Origin of the sequence: Pseudomonas sp. NPDC089918 (assembly GCF_050280605.1) — a bacterium.
Lineage (GTDB): Bacteria > Pseudomonadota > Gammaproteobacteria > Pseudomonadales > Pseudomonadaceae > Aquipseudomonas.
In genome coordinates this window covers 102,786-121,924 of record NZ_JBNNVP010000012.1, presented here as the reverse complement: position 1 = coordinate 121,924, position 19,139 = coordinate 102,786, and the positions used below count along the sequence as shown (strand labels likewise).

Here is a 19,139-nt window from a genome sequence, read left to right as displayed (position 1 = left end):
TCAGATATGACAGTAGGCGGAAGTGGCACAAGGGGGTCTAATTTCCCTCAGGGCTGAAATGGCGCTCTTTCGGGGAAATGGATATGTCTTCAGTTACAGAAATTCCGGTTGGTTTATTTGCTGTGCCTCTGGAGATCGAAGGGGTTGGCGCTGATGGCGTACTTCCGCCGGCAGCTTCGACCGATGGCGCCAGATTGCTGATCCCGATGTGGGCTGCGCCATCCATTGAAGACGGTAAAAGCGACTTGCTGGAGATCTGGGTAACGGAGCCGGGTGCGACGACTGAAACGCGGTTTTACAGCAACTTTTTTCCAGTCCCGGTCACCATTCCGCCATTCTTTTTGTTGCCTGCGCAATATCTGCAACGTGACGGCGACATTGTTCTGCGCTATCGGGTCACCATCGGCGATAACGGCAATGAAGATACTTCGCTGCCACAGACTTTTATTGTTCGTCGCCCTGTACCGATAAACCTTGAAGAACCGACATTTCCTTCTGCGACATTGTGGGGGTATCTCAACTGCAATTCGACTCCGAAGTTGTGGGAAGAATTGTGGATCGGTGTCGAGGCTCAACCCGGTCGATTCGAAGCCGGTGATGTATGCGTGCTGGATTGGGAGGGCTTCGATAGTCTCAACGGAACTAAACCGATTCCGGGAACAAAGTTACAAGTCAGAAAAGTACTGACAAAAACACAAGCTGACAATGGAACGTTTTTTATTCTCGGAAGCGATAAATACGAGCAATACATAAAGCCGATGGAAAGAAATTCGTCCGCATTGGCCAGTTACACCCTGTATCGAAATGGCATTCCCCTGGGGCGCTCGGAATCAGCGTTGGTAAAAATTGATAGAGTCATTCCGGGCAGTAGTCAAACTTGCAGTCCCCCGCCTCGGTCCGGAGGATTAAGTTCAACCGCTGTAAACACTGAAGTAATAAATGATGTGCAACGCAGTAAAACGTTAGTGCCGGGAACTTGCAGCCTGCCGTCGCACGATTCTTCGTTTGGCAATAACGCAGACAGTTCGAACACACACTCACTGATGGAGAGTACGAAGATGAATATGCCTGTAGATCCAAGCGTTAAAGACAGCAAGGTGGCGAGTGACGTCGGAGCGCTTGCCGAGCCTCCGAAAATTGTTGATCAACTGGCCGATGGTCGACTGACGTACAAGCAGCTTAAAGAGGACAGGATTGTAAAATTCCAGTTGACGGAAATTGAAGATGCAAGTGGCGACGGCGGAGCAAGGGTTGAACTGCACAAGCTTTTTCTTCGTGGCCTTGACCCAGTTCCTTACGATCCAATCACTTTGGTTGGGACGAAAAGCAAGCCTGCCGGTGGTTGGGGGTTCCCGATCGAATTCGATGTGCCTACCACTGCCCTGGTTGACGTGTTCGACGAGGAGGGTGAATACGCCCCGTATTATTTCGTGTTCCTCATTTTTGACATTTTTGATAACCCCGACACGTCTAGCCCGCTCGAAGTTCTGGTCGACCTGACCGCGCCCTGGCAATCACAGCCAGGCAGGGGGAATGTTACGGGACCGCGGCCGCCCCTTCTGACGCTGGGCGGAACCGTACCGGTCGAAATCAATGACGCATGGCTGAACGACCCGGCGAACGCCGGGGGGCTTGATCTGACTATCCCCACCGGCTATAAAAAGTTCGAGGCGGGTTTGGATTCCGTCAACTTTTATATCTCACAGCAGACCACCTTTGCGCTGATGCAGGGTGAAACCGAGGCGTTCAGTGGTCCGCTGGTCGCCGGTGGCATTATCAATGTTAAGCTGGATTTCCTCAGGGCACTGCCAGAGGGTACGTATTACTACTCGTACAACCTGACTGACCTGCCAGGCAACATCAGCAACAACGCCGCGATCACTAATATGTTCAGAAGGTTTGTCGCACCGAAACCGGTCCTGAATGTTCCAAAAATTCCGCTCCCAGAAGGTGTTACGTCGATCACCTTGCCGACCGTGAAATCCCCTTCAAAGACCATCATGGAAATCAGCTACACCGCCGCCTCCAACTGGTTGCCAGGTGACCGGATTATCCCGTACATCCGCAATACGGTCACACAAGATCAGATATCGCTTCCAGAGCAGTCGGTTCCACCGCCCGGTACAGTTGGCAAACTAGAGTTCCTGGTGGATTACGACACATGGGCAGATGTCTTTGGCGATCCGAATCGTGCCGATCAGGTGGAGTTCGAATACTGGTATGAACTGGAGCGTACGACCATTACGCCCAACGGGACCTCTCCGCTCGCCGTCGGCGTTCTTGATCTTTCTTATGCAGGGCCGGAACAGCCAAATCTGCCGGAGCTGGAAAACCCCAACATTGCTCCAGTCGTTGTCCAGGGTGTGGGTACGCCAACACCGGCTCCCAATACACTGACTCCCGCGCAGTCCGGTTTTGATGCGACGATGATCTGGCCTCTGTGGACTGAAGCGGCCCGGCCGATTACGGGGCGTGAGGTCGTCACGTTCTACTACCAGGGTAAACAAGTCGGTGCACAGATACCGGTGCGTAGCGGCGATACCCGGGTCACCACCACGTTGCCCTGGGAAACCATCAGGACCGAAGGCAACGGCACGGGCGACAATGCCCGTAAAGCCTACATCACGATCGGTTATCCCGGCAGCCCTACTGTCATGTCACAAATGCCTCCGACCGATGTTCAGGTCACGGCCATCGTGATCAATCTGCCGGTGCCGCAACTCGTGCTCTCGAGCTACAGAACTTCGACGGGAAGCACGATAGCGGAGCGTATTGCGAAGACAATCAACTGCCCTAGCTTCAACCATCCGGTTGTGCCGAATGGCCCGATGCCGCCTTACCAGACTCGCCGTCTGCGCATCCGTATTCGGCCCGATAGCAATATTCCGGCCGGCGCAACGGTCAATCTGGAGTTCGAAGGTCGCACCAGCGATGCAGTGGGTGCCCCGGCCATTCCCGGCACGCTGATCACCCGTTCCGGCCTGATGCCGGCCTCGGGAAACCTGGAGTTTTTCCTCACCGAATACGACCGGATCAAGATCATTCAACTGCCACCTGTTGGCAACTCGCGGCCTGCGACTCGTTACGCGCGTATCGCTTATACGGTCAATGGTGTCACGGCGGAGACCACTGTGCAGGTGGCACTGCTGAACTCCAGTCTGGTGTATTGCGAGATAGAGCGCCCTGAAGTGCCTGGAAATCTGTAGTCCGTATGAGTCTGTGAATGGGGACGAAAGAATTTTCGTCCCCATTCCCGGATCGCGAAGTCGTTTACGTTCAGATACGGAACGTCGCACATATTAAAGGGACAAGTCGTACGCACCTACGGACTTATCCTACATATCGTTGAGAGGTTAATCCGTAGTCTGGCGACCATTAATTGTCCGACTTGAGCAGTTCAGGTCGGCAACTCGTTCCTGACGGAATGCAATCGAGTGAGACTCCAGTCATGTCGCCAAAACCGTTTTTTGCTTTTCCCAAATCCCCGATCAGTGTCTGCCTGTGGTCCTTGGCGCCGCTGCTGATCCATTCCTCCCTGACCCAGGCGGCCACCGTCCCGGCGGGCACCACGCAGACCATTAATGCCGGCACTGCGCTGGACAACTGGCAACTCCAGACCAATGCCATCCTCAATGGATCGGGTTCTACCACACTGAGTATTACCGGTTCGGCGGGGAGTCTGGTCGACCTGAGCAACTCCACCATCACCTCGGCCGGCGAGGGCGGTATTGAACAGGGTATTTTTCTAACCAACGCCACCGCCACCCTGAACAATTCGACCGTTACCAGTGTCAACGGGATCGGCATTTCTGCCGTGCGCAACGTTGGCAGCGTCGGTGGCTCCTCCGTCAACCTGAGCAACAACAGTGTGGTGCGCGGCCTGCAAGGCGGGATCGCGGGCAACCGTTTCAGCAACCTGAACCTGCAGAACTCAACCGTAGAAGGCACGGGTGCGACGAGTTTCGGCATCCGCCTGCTCGAGGGTTCGCTGACCGCTACCGGCAGCACCATTCGCGGCGGCCTCAACGCGCTGAGCGTAGGAACCGACACTCAGGTAACGGCGGTCATTCCCTCAACCATCGTGCTGGACAGTTCCCGAGTGGAGAGTGGCACCGGCTCGGCAATCGTTGTCGGCATCAACGCGCCAAACTTTCCGACTGTCGCCAACATTCAGGTACGTAATGGTTCCAGCGTGGTCGCCGGCAACAACACCTTGCTTGAGGTGCGTACAGGGGCTTCGGCCAACCTTCTGGTGGATGACAGTGACCTGGCCGGCAATGTCACGGTGGTCCAGGGCAGCACGGCCAATGTGACCTTGCAGAACACCGCATCGCTGACCGGCGACATGCTAAACGTCACCACAGTCGCGCTGAACAACCAGGCGCGCATGACCGGTAATGTGCTGACCGCTTCGAGTGTGTCGCTGGACAACGCCTCGACGCTGACCGGCAACCTTCAGGATGTGGCCAATGTATCGATCAACAATCGCAGTGCGATGACCGGCGATGTGTTGCGCTCCTCCAGCGTAATCCTGGACAACGGCTCGACATTGAACGGCAATCTGCAGGATGTCGCCAATGTGCAGGTCAACAACCAGAGTGTTATGAGCGGCAATGTCACGGGTGCGGTGGACAGTGCTACCAGTCTGACCCTGGACAATGGCGCCAGTCTTACCGGGCAGGTCAACAACGTCACTAATTTCGCCATCAACAACCAGGCGCTGTGGCAGATGACAGACAGCCAGTCGGTGAACAACCTGTCATTGAATGGCGGCCGCGTGCGGTTTGGTGGCAATCAGGATTTCTTTCAGTTGGACGTGGCGAGTCTCGCCGGCAGCGGTACGTTCGAAATCGGCACCGACTTCAACCAGGGCCTGACCGATTTGCTCAACGTCACCGGCAATGCCGCTGGCAGTCACCAACTGTTGGTGTCTAGCAGCGGTGTCGATCCGGTCAACGACACACCGATCAAAGTCGTCCAGACGGTCGGCGGCGATGCGCGTTTCGGCCTGCTCAACGGCCCGGTCGATGCCGGCGCCTTCACTTACCAATTGGTCAAGACAGGCGAGGATTGGTATCTGCAGCCCGATAAAGAGGTAGTGAGTACACCGACCCGTTCGGTCATGGCGCTGTTCGGCACCGCGCCGACGGTGATCTATGGTGAAATGGCTTCGCTGACCAATCGTATGGGCGACTTGCGCGTCAACGGTGGTCAGTCGGGTGGCTGGGTCCGTAGCTATGGCAACCGCTACAGCATCGACAACAACGCTTTCGGCGATGGTTACAGCCAGAACCAGTACGGTATTGCAATGGGCGCCGACACTCCGGTACAGATCGCAGGCGAGCAAGTGTTACTGGGTGCATTTGTCGGCTATAGCAAGTCGGACCTGGACTTGCACCGCGGCAGCTCCGGTGAGATTGGCAGCACATCGGTCGGTGTCTACGGCACCTGGCTGGGTGACAGCGGTTACTACCTGGATACCGTTGCCAAGCTCAACCATTTTCGCAACGAAGCCAAAGTGGCACTGAGTGATGGCACCCGCACCGAAGGCGACTACAACAACTGGGGCGCCAGTGCGTCGGCCGAGTTTGGCAAACACATAGACATCAAAGATGGCTACTACGCCGAATTGTTTACCCAGTGGCAAGCGGCATCGATTCAGGGTAAGGATTTCACGCTGGACAACGGTCTGCGGGCCGACGCCGATACCACGCATTCACTTCTCGGCAAGGCCGGTGCAACCCTGGGTCGCAGCATGACCATGGCCAATGGCAGCATCGTACAGCCGCATATCCGCGCAGCGGTGGTGCATGAGTTTGCGCAAAGCAACGAAGTTCGGGTCAACGATAACAAGTTCAACAACGATCTCTCCGGTACGCGTTTTGAAGTAGGCGCAGGTGCATCCTGGACGTTGAATGATCGTTGGCAGTTGCATGCCGAGCTCGATACCAGCAAGGGCGATGGCGTTACCAAGGACTTTGGTTTGAATATGGGGGCACATTACAAGTTTTAAGCGCCACTGCAGGCGTCAATAAAAAAGGGAAGCCAGGCTTCCCTTTTTTATGTGTGCTGGTGGATCAGCCCGCTTTCAGTACCTGGAAACGCGCTTTAAGCGCAAAGGTTTCTCCCTCTGAGCCCGGCACGTCAAGATCGGCCTTGATTTCACCTTTGACCACGTTCCCCTCCGAGGGCAGGATCTTGAGCGTACCGGAGGACGCTTCAACGACCTTACCTTCAGCGTCTTTGAAACTGAAGCTGGTGCCGTCAGTGCCTTTGAGCTCATATTCGCCGATCGCAAGTTCGATCGGAAGCGAAATGGTCAACTCCCGAACGCTGGTATGGCCTGCGCTGGTGCGAGGAGGAGTGCGTTCGATGGCGGTGATTTTCACCACGTCGAGTTTCTTCAGTCCGGCCTTCAATCTATCGATAAGTCGGGAAGTGGCGTTGAATGCCTTAAAGGAAAACGTTCCACCGGTGAACGCATCGCCGATGAAATAGTTGCCTTCTGCAAAACCACTTCGTTTGATCACAGGATTAATGATGCTCATGGACGTAGTCTCCGTTACTTTGAATAAGAGTATCCAAAGGCCTTTACTGGCCCTACGTCTGGATGAGCTATGGAAGCCTGTTTCTGCTCCCCCTGTATACTGTCATTGTTGACAGTTTACAGGGCTGGGCAACCGTGGTTGCAATAGGCACGCTGGGCGATCCCCGTCTTCAGACCAGCAGTGGCTGCCACGCCGAACACAACAGTCTGCACACAGAGGTCAGCCAAACAGTCCCGCAGCAATGTTGATCGAGAACCCCAAAATCGCTGTATTGAACACAAACCCGATCAACGATTGCGCCAACACGATCTTGCGCAACTCCCGCGTGGCCACGCCGACATCCGCTGTCTGCACCGCCACACCGATGGTGAATGAGAAATACAGAAAGTCCCAATAATCGGGGGTTCTCAAATCTTCGGCAAAACGCAGTGCCGGTTCTTTGCCGTTCCAGGTGTAATACAGCCGGGCATAGTGCACGCTGAAGATCACCCCGATCAGCAGCCATGAGCCGATCACCGTCAACGCCGTGACGCCGTAGCGCAGCAATTTGCGGGTGGTTTCCAGATCCCGGCTGCCGGCGAGTTCGAAGGTGATGGTGGCGAGGCTGGCCAGCGCCGCGATGCTCACCAGCAGCAACACCAGACCGGCATTTTCATCTTCTACCTCGGCAATGCGTTTGACGTCCGGGGCCTTGGCTCGCATGGTGAGCCAGAGCATCAGCACCAGATAGGTCCAGACCCCGGTGTTCCAGCCGATGAGGATTTTGCTGATGATCGAGTCGGCAGGGGCCAGAATGCCCACCGCGACGCCGAGTGTGGCCGCGGCGGACAGGCGAGGGTGGGTGCGGGCGAGTAGGGGCATGGGAACTCGATGGGCCTGGGTGTCTAAACACCTTAGCCCAGCGCAATCCGTTGTGACCACAAAACTGAATCCAATGGGGTCGAATGTGGGAGCGGGCTTGCTCGCGAAGGCGGCGTGTCATCCAACATCAATGTTGAATGTGACGGCCCTTTCGCGAGCAAGCCCGCTCCCACAGTTGATTGGTGTTGTTGGTTAGATGTCTTTATGGCGCTTGCGCACCAGTTTCATCACCACCACAAAAAACACCGGAACAAACACCACTGCCAGGGTCGCGGTGATCATCCCGCCGATCACGCCGGTGCCGATGGCTTGCTGGCTCGCCGAGCTGGCCCCGGTGGCAATCGCCAATGGCACCACGCCAAGGATGAATGCCAGTGACGTCATGACAATCGGCCGCAACCGCAGACGCGCGGCTTGCAGGGTGGCGTCGATCAGGTCGTGGCCTTCGTCGTACAGGCGCTTGGCGAATTCGATGATCAGGATCGCATTCTTCGCCGACAGGCCAATGATGGTGATCAGCCCGACCTTGAAGAACACATCGTTGGGCATCCCGCGCAGGGTCACGGCCAGCACCGCGCCGAGCACACCCAGCGGCACCACCAGCAACACCGAGGTTGGAATCGACCAACTCTCATACAGCGCCGCCAGGCACAGGAACACGATCAGCAGCGACAACCCAAGCAGAATCGGTGCCTGACTGCCGGACAAACGTTCCTGCAACGACAGCCCGGTCCATTCTTGCCCTAATCCCGCCGGCCCTTGCGCCACCAGCCGTTCGATTTCCGCCATGGCTTCGCCAGTGCTGTAGCCGGGCGCCGGTTCGCCGGAAATGCTGATGGCCGGGTAGCCGTTGTAACGGGTTAATTGCGCCGGGCCCTGGGTCCAGTTGGCCCGAACGAAAGCCGACAACGGCACCATGTTCTCGCCGTTGTTACGCACGTGAATCTTCAGCAGGTCGTCGACCTGACTGCGCTGATCGCCTTCAGCCTGGACCACCACTCGCTGCATCCGTCCCTGATTGGGAAAGTCGTTGATGTAGGCCGATCCGACGGCGGTGGACAGCACGTTGCCGATGTCGGCAAACGAAATGCCCAAGGCGTTGGCTTGCTTGCGGTCGACTTCCAGTTGCACCTGCGGCGCTTCGGCCAGGGCGCTTTCGCGCACGTTCATCAAGACCGGGCTCTTCTCGGCGGCGGCCAGCAATTGGCTGCGCGCCTGCATCAGCGTGGCATGGCCAAGGCCGCCACGGTCTTGCAGGCGGAACTCGAACCCACTGGAAGTGCCGAGGCCATCGACCGGCGGCGGCAGGACCGCGAAGGCCATGGCATCCTTGATCTGACTGAGCGCGATGTTGGCGCGGTCGGCAATCGAACTCGCCGAGTCGTCGCTGCCCCGATCCGACCAATCCTTGAGCGTGGTAAACGCCAGTGCGGCGTTCTGCCCGCTGCCGGAAAAGCTGAAACCGAGAATCACCGTGCTGTCGCCGACGCCCGGTTCGGTGGCGTTGTGCGCTTCGATCTGCTCGACCACCTGCACCGTGCGATTCTTGCTCGCGCCCGGTGGAAGTTGAATGTCGGTGATGGTGTAACCCTGGTCTTCCACCGGCAGGAACGAGGAGGGCAGACGACTGAAGCACAGCCCCAGACCGATCAGCAGCACGCCGTAGATCAACAGGTAACGCCCGGTGCGTTTCAGTGCATAGGCGACCCAGCCCTGATAACGCTCGGTCAGTTGTTCGAAGCGCCGGTTGAACCAGCCGAAGAAGCCGCCCTTGGCGTGATGTTCACCCTGAGCAATTGGCTTGAGCAGCGTCGCGCACAGGGCCGGGGTCAAGGTCAGGGCGAGGAATGCCGAGAACAGGATCGACGTGGCCATGGAGAGCGAGAACTGCTGGTAAATCACCCCGACCGAACCCTGCATGAACGCCATCGGAATGAACACCGCCACCAGCACCAGGGTAATGCCGATGATCGCCCCGGTGATCTGCTTCATCGCCTTGCGCGTCGCTTCCTTGGGCGACAGCCCTTCGGTGGCCATGATCCGCTCGACGTTTTCCACCACCACAATCGCGTCGTCCACCAGAATGCCGATGGCCAGCACCATGCCGAACATGGTCAGCACGTTGATCGAGAAGCCCAGTGCGAGCATGGTCGCGAAAGTGCCCATCAGCGCCACCGGCACCACCAGGGTCGGGATCAGCGTGTAGCGGATGTTTTGCAGGAACAGGAACATCACCGCAAACACCAGCACCATCGCCTCGATGAGGGTGTAGACCACCTTGGTAATCGAGACTTTGACGAAGGGCGAAGTGTCGTACGGAATCTTGTATTCCACGCCGGCCGGGAAGTAACGCGCCAGTTCATCCATCTTCGCCCGCACCAGCGTCGCGGTGCTCAGGGCATTGGCGCCTGGCGACAGTTGCACGCTGACGGCGGTCGACGGTTTGCCGTTCAGGCGCGTGGAGAATTGATATTCCTGGCTGCCGATCTCGACCCGCGCCACATCGCCGATGCGCACCGTGGAGCCGTCAGGATTGGCCTTCAGGACAATGTCGGCGAATTCTTCAGGTGTCGACAGCTGGCCTTTGACCAGAATAGTCGCAGTGATTTCCTGGGTGGTGCGGGTCGGCAAGTCGCCGATGCTGCCCGCGGAAACCTGAGCATTTTGCGCAACGATGGCGGCGTTGACATCGGCCGGGGTCAGGTTGAATCCGATCAACTTGCGCGGGTCGATCCAGATCCGCATCGCCCGTTCGGCACCGTACAACTGGGCCTTGCCGACGCCGTCCAGACGCTTGATCTCGTTCATCACGTTGCGCGCCAGGTAGTCGCTGAGCGCCACGTCGTCGAGCTTGCCATCGCTGGAGGTGAGGGTGATCAGCAGCAGGAAACCGGCGGAGACTTTCTCAACCTGCAAACCTTGCTGAGTCACCGCTTGCGGCAAGCGCGACTCGACCACTTTGAGGCGGTTTTGCACGTCGACCTGCGCCATTTCCGGGTCAGTGCCTGGTTGGAAAGTCGCGGTGATGGTGGCGCTGCCGAGGCTGCTCTGGGATTCGAAATACAGCAGATGATCAGCGCCGTTGAGCTCTTCCTCGATCAGGCTGACCACGCTTTCGTCTACGGTCTGCGCCGATGCGCCGGGGTAGGTGGCATAGATTTCGACTTTCGGCGGCGCAACGTTCGGGTACTGCGCCACCGGCAACTGCACAATGGCCAGCGCACCGGCCAGCAGGATGAACAAGGCGATCACCCAGGCGAACACCGGGCGGTCGATAAAGAACTGCGGCATAAAAAGCGTCCTGCTTACTGACCAGAAACCTGGGCAAGGGGAAGAGGGGTGTCATCTATCTGGACTTTTTCACCGGGGCGCGCGTGTTGCAGGCCTTCAGTGACGATGCGGTCACCGGGCTTGAGACCGTTGGTGACGATCCAGCGATCGTTCTGCACTGCGCCCAGTTCGACCGGTTGCTGGCCGACCCGCTGTTCGGCGTCGAGCACCAGCACTTGGGCGATGCCGGCACTGTCACGCTGGATGGCCCGTTGCGGCACGCTGATGCCTTGCTGATTGAACGCTTGCTCCAGGCGCACGCGAACGAAGCTGCCCGGCAACAAGTCGAGGTCCGGGTTGGGGAACTCGCTGCGCAGGATGATCTGGCCGGTGCCCGGGTCGACGGTGATGTCGGTGAACAGCAACTTGCCCGGCAGCGGGTAGAGGCTGCCGTCGTCCTGAATCAATGTGGCTTTGGCCTGGCCCTGGCCCACTTCCTTTAACTGGCCGGAACGGAACGCGCGGCGCAGGTCGTTGAGTTCACGGGTCGATTGCGTCAGGTCAGCGTGGATCGGGTTCAACTGCTGAATCAGTGCCAGCGGCGTGGTTTCGTTCTGCCCGACCAGCGCGCCTTCGGTCACCAGCGCTCGGCCGATGCGCCCGGAAATCGGCGCGGTGACGGTGGCGTAACCCAGGTTCAGTTTCGCCCGCTCCACGGCGGCTTTGTTGGCGGCGACATCGGCGGCGGTCTGCCGGGCATTGGCCCGGGCGTTGTCATAATCCTGACCGCTGATGGCGTTGCCTTCGATCAACTGGGCGTAGCGCTGTTCTTGCAATCTGGCCTGGAATGCATTGGCCTCGGCCTTGCGCAATGCGGCTTCTGCGCTGTCCAGGTCGGCCTTGAACGGCGCCGGGTCGATACGGAAGAGAACGTCGCCTTTTTTTACGTCGCTGCCTTCACGGAAGGCCTGCTGCAACACCACGCCGGCGACTCGGGCGCGCACTTCGGCGATGCGTGGCGCGACAATCCGCCCGCTCAGCTCGCTGCTGATCGACAGCGGCCGGGCTTCGACGGTTTCAACCCGCACGGTGGCCAGCGGCGCCTGTTCTTCGGCGGTCGAGGACTGATCACAAGCGCTCAGCGTCAATGCCAGTGCAATCAGGCTGAGCCGGGCAAGCAGATTCTTTGACATGTAGGTACCCCAATATTGACCCCCGTATCCTACGGGGGGCCGACGAGGGTAGCGGTGAAGCTTTGTAGGCGCTGTGTGAAATTGTGTAAGGGTTTTGCTCGCGCGGGCGTGAGGGCGTATATCCTTGCCGGCTTGATTCCTTTGCGCCTGGTAAATCGCTATCGCGAGCAGGCTCGCTCCCACAGTGGTCCGGTAGTGTTCACAGAATTTGTGTCCACATGAAATTCCTTGTGGGAGCGAGCCTGCTCGCGATGACGATTTATCCGGCGCCACTGCACTTTCTGGAAACACCATGCCCAACATCCTCCTGGTCGAAGACGACTCCGCGCTCTCCGAACTGATTGCCAGCTACCTGGAACGCAACGGCTATTGCGTCAGTGTGATCAGCCGTGGCGATCTTGTGCGCGAACGGGCGCGGCTCAATCCTCCGGACCTGGTGATTCTCGATCTGATGCTGCCGGGGCTCGACGGTTTGCAGGTCTGCCGCTTGCTGCGAGCCGATTCGGCGACTTTGCCGATCCTGATGCTCACCGCCCGCGATGACAGCCACGATCAAGTGCTGGGCCTGGAAATGGGCGCCGACGACTACGTCACCAAACCTTGCGAACCACGGGTGTTGCTGGCCCGGGTGCGCACCTTGTTGCGCCGCAGCAGCCTCAGCGAACCGATGACCGCCAACGATCGCATTCTCATGGGCAACCTGTGCATCGACCTGTCCGAGCGCACCGTGACCTGGCGCGAGCAACTGGTCGAGCTGTCCAGCGGTGAATACAACTTGCTGGTGGTGCTGGCCCGGCATGCCGGCGAAGTACTGAGCCGCGATCAGATTCTGCAACGCTTGCGCGGTATCGAATTCAACGGCACCGACCGCTCGGTGGACGTGGCCATCTCCAAGCTGCGGCGCAAGTTCGACGACCATGCTGGCGAGGCGCGCAAGATCAAGACCGTGTGGGGCAAGGGCTACCTGTTCAGCCGCTCCGAGTGGGAATGCTGAGTCGATGTTCAGAATCCTGTTTCGCCTCTATCTGGTGACTATCGTCTCGTTCAGCGCGGCGATCTACCTGGTGCCGGATCTGGTAATCCAGGTTTTCCATGAGCGTTTTGTCACCTACAACCTTGACTACTCCCGAGGTTTGCAAACGCTGATCGTCAAGCAGTTTCGCGCGGTGCCTATTGAGCAGTGGCCGGCGCTGGCAGACGAAATGGACAAGGAATTCCAGCCGCTGGACATTGTGCTGGCCCGTAACGATGACGCCGAATTTACTCTGGATGAACGTGCGCGCTTGCAGCGCGGGGAAAACGTCGTGCGCATCGGCGATTGGGGCTGGCGCACCTTGGCCGTGGCGCCGTTGAGCGAGCAACTGGTCGTGAAGATGGTCGTGCCGCCGGACCCGACGGACGTCAGTTGGTTGTACTGGAGCATCAACGTGCTGATCGGCGCGACCATGCTCGCCTGTCTGTTGCTGTGGTTGCGCCCGCACTGGCGCGACCTGGAACGCCTCAAAGGCACCGCCGAACGCTTCGGCAAGGGCCACTTGAGCGAGCGCACGCAGATTTCCCCCAGCTCCAACATCGGCAGCCTGGCCAATGTTTTCGACACCATGGCCGGCGACATCGAAAACTTGCTCAACCAACAGCGCGATCTGCTCAACGCCGTGTCCCATGAGTTGCGCACGCCACTGACGCGGCTGGATTTCGGCCTGGCCCTGGCACTGTCCGATGACTTGCCGGCCACCAGCCGCGAACGTCTGCAAGGCTTGGTCGCGCACATTCGCGAACTGGATGAACTGGTGCTGGAGTTACTGTCTTACAGCCGCTTGCAAAACCCGGGGCGGCTGCCGGAACAGGTCGACGTGTCGCTGGATGAGTTCATCGACAGCATTTTGGGCAGCGTCGATGAAGAACTTGAGTCACCGGAGATCGTGATCGATGTGCTGCTTAACGGCCAGCTCGAACGCTTCTCTCTGGACCCGCGACTGACCGCCCGGGCGATCCAGAACCTGCTGCGCAATGCGATGCGCTATTGCGAAAAACGGATTCAGATCGGTGTGCAGGTGTGCCCCAAAGGCTGTGAGATCTGGGTGGATGACGATGGCATCGGCATTCCGGAAGAAGAGCGGGAGCGGATTTTCGAGCCGTTTTATCGGCTGGATCGTAGTCGGGATCGCGCAACGGGTGGGTTTGGGCTGGGCTTGGCGATCAGCCGCCGGGCACTGGAAGCACAGAGCGGCACACTCACCGCGCAAGCTTCGCCGCTGGGGGGCGCGCGGTTTCGACTCTGGTTGCCGACACCTACTTGAATCTTTCACCGTACCTGTGGCGAGGGAGCTTGCTCCCGCTGGGGCGCGAAGCGCCCCCAATACCTACAAATACATTTCTCCAGAGAGACTTCATTCGAAGATTTTGCGACTGCTTCGCAGCCGAGCGGGAGCAAGCTCCCTCGCCACAAGGAGTCATTTGCCATGGGGGTTGTGCATGATCGTTCAGCCGAGTATTTCGGTTGACGGAATCAACCCGACCCCAGCCACTTGCATCCGATCAATCGCTGCCGCCAGCGATCCATCCAGATCAATCGCCCGACATGCATCCATCACCACAAACGCATTGAACCCCGCCGCCCGCGCGTCCAGCGCAGAAAACATCACGCAGAAATCCAGTGCCAGCCCGACCATGTAAACCGTGTCGATGCCACGTTCTTTAAGATACCCGGCCAAGCCTGTGGTGGTGGTTCGATCCGCCTCCAGAAACGCCGAATAGCTGTCGATGTCCGGATTGCAGCCCTTGCGGATGATCAGTTGGGCGTGGGGCAGGTCCAGTTTCGCGTGGAACTCGGCGCCGGGTGTGGCCCGTACGCAATGCTCAGGCCAAAGCGTTTGTTCACCGTAAGGCAACTGAATCACGTCGTAAGGTTTGCGCCCCGGGTGGCTGGAGGCGAATGAGGCATGGCCGGGCGGGTGCCAGTCCTGGGCAATGATGACCTGCTTGAACTGGCGCCCGAGTCGGTTAATCAAGGGCACGATCAGGTCGCCCTCCGGCACCGGCAGTTGACCGCCGGGGATGAAGTCGTTCTGTACGTCGATAACCAGCAGGGCTGCTCGTGAAGAGATTGGCATGGGGGTTCCTCCTTGGAAAGTCCGGTGCAAGCATAGTGACAAGTTTGCTCGTGTGCTAAGTCGGTTTCTCAATAATTTCGGTGGTGCGGCCAATCGCGAGCAGGCTCGCCCCCACAGGGGATTTGTGAACGCCCAGGATCCAATGTGGGAGCGAGCCTGCTCGCGATGAGGTCAGTCCAGACGCTAAAGAACCTGAAACCAGTCCCGCATTTGGCCGAACCACTGCCTTACTGTCGGCACTAATGCCTTGTTATAGTTCGGGCCTCATTTTCCGCCCCGGTAAAGGATCACTGCCATGTCTCAATACACCGCCTTCAGCGTCGAACTGGCCGATAACATCGCCCATGTGCAGATCAATCGCCCGGAAAAGATCAATTCGATGAACGCCGCGTTCTGGAGCGAGATCATCGAGATTTTCCAGTGGATCGACGATACCGATGAAGTCCGTGTGGTGGTGCTCAGTGGTGCCGGCAAGCATTTTTCGTCGGGCATCGACCTGATGATGATGGCCGGTATGCTCAATGAGTTGGGCAAGGACGTCAGCCGCAATGCACGGCTGCTACGACGAACGATCCTCACGCTGCAAGCGTCCTTCAATGCCGTCGACAATTGCCGCAAACCGGTGCTGGCGGCGATTCAGGGTTATTGCCTGGGCGGCGCCATCGACCTGATTTCAGCCTGTGACATGCGTTACGCCGCCGAGGACGCGCAATTTTCCATCAAGGAAATCGACATCGGCATGGCAGCCGATGTTGGCACTTTGCAACGCTTGCCACGGATAATCGGTGACGGCATGCTGCGTGAACTGGCTTACACTGGTCGCACCTTTGGCGCCGACGAAGCGCGCAACATTGGCCTGGTCAATCGCGTCTACAGCGATGCCGCCAGCTTGCTTGAAGGCGTGATGGGCATTGCCCGCGAGATTGCCGGCAAGTCGCCGATTGCCGTCACCGGCACCAAAGAAATGATCAGCTACATGCGTGACCATCGCATCGACGACGGCCTCGAATACGTCGCCACCTGGAACGCCGCCATGCTGCAATCCACCGATCTGCGCGTGGCCATGGCCGCCCATATGAGCAAACAGAAACCCGAATTTCTGGATTGATTAACCATGATTTCACGCTGGACCACCGCAGTACTGGACACCGATCAACCCGGCGGTTGGGCCGTGGCGCGCAGCCCTGAAGGCTTTTTGTACGATGACAATGGCGCGCTGTTTCCACGCGAATGGCTCAAGCGTCAGGATCTGTCGATTCTCGCCGAGCATGGCATCGGTCACCTGGATGGCGAACCGGTCTACCTGCTGGAGTTGCGCAGTCACAGCGAAGTACCGGGCTGCAACTGGAAAGGCCTGCGAGCGTTCATGCTTGAGGGTGATCACACTGTCTACAAGGTGCTCGGCTACGCCGCGCAAATCGGTACCTGGGCCCGTGAACACCGTTTTTGCGGCAATTGCGGACAGGTGATGAGCCAGGTGCCGCGTGAGCGGGCGATGTACTGTGAGCCGTGTGATATACGCCACTATCCGCGCATTTCACCGAGCATGATCGTGCTGGTGACCCGTGGCGACGAGGTTCTGCTGGCTCGTTCGCCGCGTTTTGTCGCCGGGGTCTACAGTACGTTGGCGGGGTTTGCCGAGCCGGGTGAGTCGGCCGAGGATTGCCTGATTCGCGAGGTCCGCGAAGAGGTGCAGATCGAGGTCAAGAACATCCAGTACATGGGCAGTCAGTGCTGGCCGTTCCCGCATTCGATGATGCTCGGTTTTCACGCCGAATACGCCGGCGGCGAGATTGTCTGTCAGGAAGATGAGATCGAAGACGCCCAGTGGTTCAACGTGCACGAGCTGCCGCCGTTGCCGGCGTCACGCTCGATTGCCCGTTACCTCATCGATGTCTATGTGGCGCGGCGCTTAGGCCACGCTGAACCAGTGCTGCCAGGCTAACCGGACGGTCAAGCCGAGCACCACGGTGATGAACACCGGGCGAATGAATTTCGCGCCGCCGCTGATGGCGGTGCGCGCGCCGAAGAAGGCGCCGACCATCACCGACAGGCCCATGCTCAGGCCGATGATCCAGTCCACCTGCCCGGAAAAGATGAACACCGACAGCGCCGCGATGTTGCTGACGAAGTTCATGCTGCGCGCCACGCCGCTGGCCTTGACCAGGTCGATGGGGTAGAGCAGCAGGCTGCTGACGGTCCAGAACGCTCCCGTTCCCGGACCGGCCACGCCGTCGTAGAAGCCGAGGCTGAAGCCTTGAGTCGATTGCCACTTCTTCCTGATCGGTGCGTCGCTGTCCAGCGGCGCCTTCGGTGTGCCGCCGAACAACAGGTACAGGCCACAAGCGAAAACGATCACCGGTAGCATCTTGTTCAGCCATTCCGCCGGCAAGTAATGCGCGACCACGGCGCCGGTGAGCGCACCCACCAACGTGCCGACAATGGCGTGCATCCATTGCCGTGGATGAAACAGTTTGCGCCGGTAGAAAGTGAAACTGGCGGTGGCCGAGCCGAAGGTCGAACTGAGCTTGTTGGTGCCCAGCACCAAGTGCGGCGGCAGGCCGGCGGTCAGCAGCGCCGGGGTGGTCAACAGACCGCCACCGCCGGCGATGGCGTCGATGAAACCGGCAATGAAAGCGACGAGAGCCAGAACGGCCAGGGTAGTGAGGTCAACGCTGAGTTCGAAAGGCATGGAATGGGCTTATTCGGCAGGGTCGCAGAAAAGAGCTGCGGGGAAGGGCCGCTATCTTACCCATATCCAACTTCTGCGGCGACCTGTCTGGCCCGCGAAGACGTCAGCCCAGGCGACACATCAGCCAATTGCCTCTGGTACGCCGAATCCTTGGTGAACACCAAAAAACCTGTGGGGGCCGGGCTTGCCCGCGATGACGGTTTCACATTCAACAAAAATGTTGTCTGTGACATCGCCATCGCGGGCAAGCCCGCTCCCACATGGGAACTCGGTGAAGTTATAGACCCAGATCAGACAGGCCCGGGTGATCATCCGGCCGACGGCCCAGCGGCCAGTGGAACTTGCGGTCGCTTTCCTTGATCGGCATGTCGTTGATGCAGGCGTAACGGTTGAACATCAAGCCGTTCTCGTCGAACTCCCAGTTCTCGTTGCCGTAGGAGCGGAACCAGTTACCCGAGTCGTCATGCCATTCGTAGGCATAACGCACGGCGATACGGTTGTCGCCATGGGCCCAGAGTTCCTTGATCAGCCGATAGTCCAGTTCCTTGGCCCATTTACGGGTCAGAAAACCTTTGGCTTCTTCGCGGTTGTGAGCGAACTCGGCGCGGTTACGCCACTGGGTGTCCAGGGTGTAGGCAAGAGACACCCGTTCCGGGTCGCGGGAGTTCCAGCCATCTTCGGCCAGGCGAACTTTTTCGATGGCCGATTCACGGGTAAACGGCGGCAATGGCGGACGAACTTCGGCAGTAGACATATTAAGTCTCCCTATCAAATTAGCGTTCAAGCAAGTTGTCGGGCTTATTAAAAGTGTTACAGGTCCAATAACTTTCGCGCCATGCATTGCGCATTATCGGCGGCACTGTGATCACCCATCACAAGCGCTACGGTAATGGCACCGTCGATCAGGATCAGCAGCTGTTTGGCCAGCGTCTCCGGGTCTGTTGCGCCATGTTCGGTACAGAGCTCGCACACATAGTCGAGCAGTTTCTGTTTGTGGTCTTTGGCGACCAGGCGAACCGGGTCTTGCGCATCACCGGTTTCGCCGCTGGTGTTAATGAATGCGCACCCGCGAAAGCCTTCGGAGGCGAACCAGGTCTTGAGCACGGTAAACAGGTTGAGCAGCCGCTCGGCCGGGGTTTGTGCCTTGCCGACTTCCGTTCGGTACCAATGCATCCAGCGCACATCGCGGCGTTGCAGGGCCGCGACGGTAAGCTCCTCCTTGTTGGCGAAGTAGCGGTAAATACTTTTTCTGGAAACGCCGGCGGTTTTCACCAGAAGATCCATGCCGGTGGCAGCGATGCCACTTTTGTAGATCAACTTTTCGGTGACATCCAGAATGATGTCGCGTGTGTCATTACTAGTGATTTCGTTCATGTGGCTAACAGTAGAATGATCGTTCTCCATGGTCAAGCGGTTATTTTTGGCACCCATAAAATTTCCTTCGCGAGCAAGCCCGCTCCCA

Annotated in this window: 14 protein-coding genes; 6 read left to right on the top strand and 8 right to left on the bottom strand. The window is 58.5% G+C overall.

What is annotated here, in order from left to right; translation table 11 throughout:
- Positions 1–83 precede the first annotated feature (83 nt).
- Positions 84–3,206 carry a hypothetical protein gene (locus tag ACQKPC_RS11505; protein ID WP_427624652.1) on the top strand — a complete coding sequence of 1,041 codons (3,123 nt, stop codon included), beginning with the start codon at positions 84–86 and terminating at the stop codon, positions 3,204–3,206.
- A gap of 242 nt (positions 3,207–3,448) precedes the next feature.
- Positions 3,449–6,013 (top strand): autotransporter outer membrane beta-barrel domain-containing protein, encoded by a 2,565-nt coding sequence (locus ACQKPC_RS11500; RefSeq protein WP_427624651.1) that lies wholly within the window; start codon positions 3,449–3,451, stop codon positions 6,011–6,013.
- A gap of 64 nt (positions 6,014–6,077) precedes the next feature.
- Here ACQKPC_RS11500 and ACQKPC_RS11495 read toward each other — a convergent pair whose 3' ends face one another.
- The 4 genes from ACQKPC_RS11495 to ACQKPC_RS11480 all read right to left on the bottom strand — a co-directional run bounded on the left by ACQKPC_RS11495 (position 6,078) and on the right by ACQKPC_RS11480 (position 11,872).
- Positions 6,078–6,548, bottom strand: a complete 471-nt coding sequence (locus ACQKPC_RS11495; protein WP_427624649.1) for a hypothetical protein — start codon at positions 6,546–6,548, stop codon at positions 6,078–6,080.
- Positions 6,549–6,767: 219 nt separating this feature from the next.
- Positions 6,768–7,409, bottom strand: coding sequence for a DUF1345 domain-containing protein (locus ACQKPC_RS11490; RefSeq protein ID WP_427624648.1), 642 nt, complete (start codon positions 7,407–7,409; stop codon positions 6,768–6,770).
- A 192-nt stretch (positions 7,410–7,601) separates the two neighbouring features.
- On the bottom strand, positions 7,602–10,700 hold the full coding sequence (locus ACQKPC_RS11485; RefSeq protein WP_427624647.1) for a multidrug efflux RND transporter permease subunit: 3,099 nt from the start codon (positions 10,698–10,700) through the stop codon (positions 7,602–7,604).
- Positions 10,701–10,714: 14 nt separating this feature from the next.
- Complete coding sequence (locus ACQKPC_RS11480) at positions 10,715–11,872, bottom strand: efflux RND transporter periplasmic adaptor subunit (protein WP_032830177.1); 1,158 nt, start codon at positions 11,870–11,872, stop codon at positions 10,715–10,717.
- Positions 11,873–12,164: 292 nt separating this feature from the next.
- Here ACQKPC_RS11480 and ACQKPC_RS11475 point away from each other — a divergent pair, with 292 nt between their 5' ends.
- Both ACQKPC_RS11475 and ACQKPC_RS11470 read left to right on the top strand, forming a co-directional pair.
- Positions 12,165–12,866 (top strand): response regulator, encoded by a 702-nt coding sequence (locus tag ACQKPC_RS11475; RefSeq protein ID WP_427624646.1) that lies wholly within the window; start codon positions 12,165–12,167, stop codon positions 12,864–12,866.
- Between the two features lie 4 nt (positions 12,867–12,870).
- A complete protein-coding gene (locus ACQKPC_RS11470) occupies positions 12,871–14,172 on the top strand; it encodes an ATP-binding protein (protein WP_427624645.1) in 1,302 nt (433 codons plus the stop codon).
- Between the two features lie 183 nt (positions 14,173–14,355).
- On the opposite strand, the gene pncA is transcribed toward ACQKPC_RS11470, so the two are convergent.
- Complete coding sequence (pncA, locus tag ACQKPC_RS11465; RefSeq protein ID WP_427624644.1) at positions 14,356–14,985, bottom strand: bifunctional nicotinamidase/pyrazinamidase; 630 nt, start codon at positions 14,983–14,985, stop codon at positions 14,356–14,358.
- A gap of 295 nt (positions 14,986–15,280) precedes the next feature.
- Here pncA and ACQKPC_RS11460 point away from each other — a divergent pair, with 295 nt between their 5' ends.
- Both ACQKPC_RS11460 and nudC read left to right on the top strand, forming a co-directional pair.
- Positions 15,281–16,093, top strand: coding sequence for a crotonase/enoyl-CoA hydratase family protein (locus ACQKPC_RS11460; RefSeq protein WP_427624643.1), 813 nt, complete (start codon positions 15,281–15,283; stop codon positions 16,091–16,093).
- A gap of 6 nt (positions 16,094–16,099) precedes the next feature.
- The gene (gene nudC, locus ACQKPC_RS11455; protein ID WP_427624641.1) at positions 16,100–16,930 is read left to right on the top strand and encodes an NAD(+) diphosphatase; all 831 of its coding nucleotides are present in this window, start codon (positions 16,100–16,102) and stop codon (positions 16,928–16,930) included.
- Here nudC and ACQKPC_RS11450 read toward each other — a convergent pair.
- The 3 genes from ACQKPC_RS11450 to ACQKPC_RS11440 form a co-directional block, all read right to left on the bottom strand.
- A complete protein-coding gene (locus tag ACQKPC_RS11450) occupies positions 16,898–17,677 on the bottom strand; it encodes a TSUP family transporter (RefSeq protein WP_427624640.1) in 780 nt (259 codons plus the stop codon). The two genes, nudC and ACQKPC_RS11450, sit on opposite strands and share 33 nt — an antisense overlap.
- A 277-nt stretch (positions 17,678–17,954) precedes the next feature.
- A complete protein-coding gene (locus tag ACQKPC_RS11445; protein WP_008012921.1) occupies positions 17,955–18,431 on the bottom strand; it encodes a DUF1348 family protein in 477 nt (158 codons plus the stop codon).
- A 56-nt stretch (positions 18,432–18,487) separates the two neighbouring features.
- Positions 18,488–19,051: a TetR/AcrR family transcriptional regulator gene (locus ACQKPC_RS11440; protein ID WP_427624682.1), complete on the bottom strand. Its 564-nt coding sequence runs from the start codon at positions 19,049–19,051 to the stop codon at positions 18,488–18,490.
- Positions 19,052–19,139: the final 88 nt, after the last annotated feature.

Bases quoted from the DNA above. Each gene is read 5' to 3' on its own strand.
- pncA (WP_427624644.1), bottom strand. From the start codon at position 14,985: ATGCCAATCTCTTCACGAGCAGCCCTGCTGGTTATCGACGTACAGAAC.
- ACQKPC_RS11460 (WP_427624643.1), top strand. From the start codon at position 15,281: ATGTCTCAATACACCGCCTTCAGCGTCGAACTGGCCGATAACATCGCC.
- ACQKPC_RS11450 (WP_427624640.1), bottom strand. From the start codon at position 17,677: ATGCCTTTCGAACTCAGCGTTGACCTCACTACCCTGGCCGTTCTGGCT.
- ACQKPC_RS11500 (WP_427624651.1), top strand. From the start codon at position 3,449: ATGTCGCCAAAACCGTTTTTTGCTTTTCCCAAATCCCCGATCAGTGTC.
- ACQKPC_RS11480 (WP_032830177.1), bottom strand. From the start codon at position 11,872: ATGTCAAAGAATCTGCTTGCCCGGCTCAGCCTGATTGCACTGGCATTG.
- ACQKPC_RS11440 (WP_427624682.1), bottom strand. From the start codon at position 19,051: ATGAACGAAATCACTAGTAATGACACACGCGACATCATTCTGGATGTC.
- ACQKPC_RS11490 (WP_427624648.1), bottom strand. From the start codon at position 7,409: ATGCCCCTACTCGCCCGCACCCACCCTCGCCTGTCCGCCGCGGCCACA.
- ACQKPC_RS11495 (WP_427624649.1), bottom strand. From the start codon at position 6,548: ATGAGCATCATTAATCCTGTGATCAAACGAAGTGGTTTTGCAGAAGGC.
- nudC (WP_427624641.1), top strand. From the start codon at position 16,100: ATGATTTCACGCTGGACCACCGCAGTACTGGACACCGATCAACCCGGC.
- ACQKPC_RS11470 (WP_427624645.1), top strand. From the start codon at position 12,871: ATGTTCAGAATCCTGTTTCGCCTCTATCTGGTGACTATCGTCTCGTTC.
- ACQKPC_RS11505 (WP_427624652.1), top strand. From the start codon at position 84: ATGTCTTCAGTTACAGAAATTCCGGTTGGTTTATTTGCTGTGCCTCTG.
- ACQKPC_RS11485 (WP_427624647.1), bottom strand. From the start codon at position 10,700: ATGCCGCAGTTCTTTATCGACCGCCCGGTGTTCGCCTGGGTGATCGCC.
- ACQKPC_RS11475 (WP_427624646.1), top strand. From the start codon at position 12,165: ATGCCCAACATCCTCCTGGTCGAAGACGACTCCGCGCTCTCCGAACTG.
- ACQKPC_RS11445 (WP_008012921.1), bottom strand. From the start codon at position 18,431: ATGTCTACTGCCGAAGTTCGTCCGCCATTGCCGCCGTTTACCCGTGAA.